The organism is Mycolicibacterium sp. 624 (assembly GCF_040548615.1).
Classification (GTDB): domain Bacteria; phylum Actinomycetota; class Actinomycetes; order Mycobacteriales; family Mycobacteriaceae; genus Mycobacterium.
Map to the genome: position 1 here is coordinate 1 of NZ_JBEPRZ010000019.1, position 1183 is coordinate 1183.

The 1183-nt window shown below is 54.5% G+C and carries 1 rRNA gene; it reads left to right on the forward strand.

Features of this window, described 5'->3' with window-relative positions:
* A 23S ribosomal RNA gene (locus ABIA65_RS33450) occupies window positions 1–1160 on the forward strand; the annotation flags it as partial.
* Window positions 1161–1183 lie beyond the last annotated feature (23 nt).

Sequence of the window (1183 nt, forward strand, 5' to 3'; positions counted from 1 at the left end):
GGGGTCGCAGAAACCAGTGAGAAGCGACTGTTTACTAAAAACACAGGTCCGTGCGAAGTCGCAAGACGATGTATACGGACTGACGCCTGCCCGGTGCTGGAAGGTTAAGAGGACCGGTTAACCACTTCGGTGGTGAAGCTGAGAATTTAAGCCCCAGTAAACGGCGGTGGTAACTATAACCATCCTAAGGTAGCGAAATTCCTTGTCGGGTAAGTTCCGACCTGCACGAATGGCGTAACGACTTCTCAACTGTCTCAACCATAGACTCGGCGAAATTGCACTACGAGTAAAGATGCTCGTTACGCGCGGCAGGACGAAAAGACCCCGGGACCTTCACTACAACTTGGTATTGGCGCTCGATGCGGTTTGTGTAGGATAGGTGGGAGACTGTGAAGCATGCACGCCAGTGTGTGTGGAGTCATTGTTGAAATACCACTCTGATCGTATTGGGCTTCTAACCTCGGACCGTATATCCGGTTCAGGAACAGTGCCTGGTGGGTAGTTTAACTGGGGCGGTTGCCTCCAAAAATGTAACGGAGGCGCCCAAAGGTTCCCTCAACCTGGACGGCAATCAGGTGTTGAGTGTAAGTGCACAAGGGAGCTTGACTGCGAGACGTACATGTCGAGCAGGGACGAAAGTCGGGACTAGTGATCCGGCACCCCCGAGTGGAAGGGGTGTCGCTCAACGGATAAAAGGTACCCCGGGGATAACAGGCTGATCTTCCCCAAGAGTCCATATCGACGGGATGGTTTGGCACCTCGATGTCGGCTCGTCGCATCCTGGGGCTGGAGCAGGTCCCAAGGGTTGGGCTGTTCGCCCATTAAAGCGGCACGCGAGCTGGGTTTAGAACGTCGTGAGACAGTTCGGTCTCTATCCGCCGCGCGCGTCAGAAGCTTGAGGAAACCTGTCCCTAGTACGAGAGGACCGGGACGGACGAACCTCTGGTCTACCAGTTGTCCCACCAGGGGCACCGCTGGATAGCTACGTTCGGACAGGATAACCGCTGAAAGCATCTAAGCGGGAAACCTCTTCCAAGACCAGGCTTCTCACCATTTTAGATGGATAAGGCCCCCCGCAGACCACGGGATTGATAGACCAGACCTAGAAGCCCAGTAATGGGCGCAGGGAACTGGCACTAACCGGCCGAAAACTTACACACACCAACAGAAACCAATTGTTGGA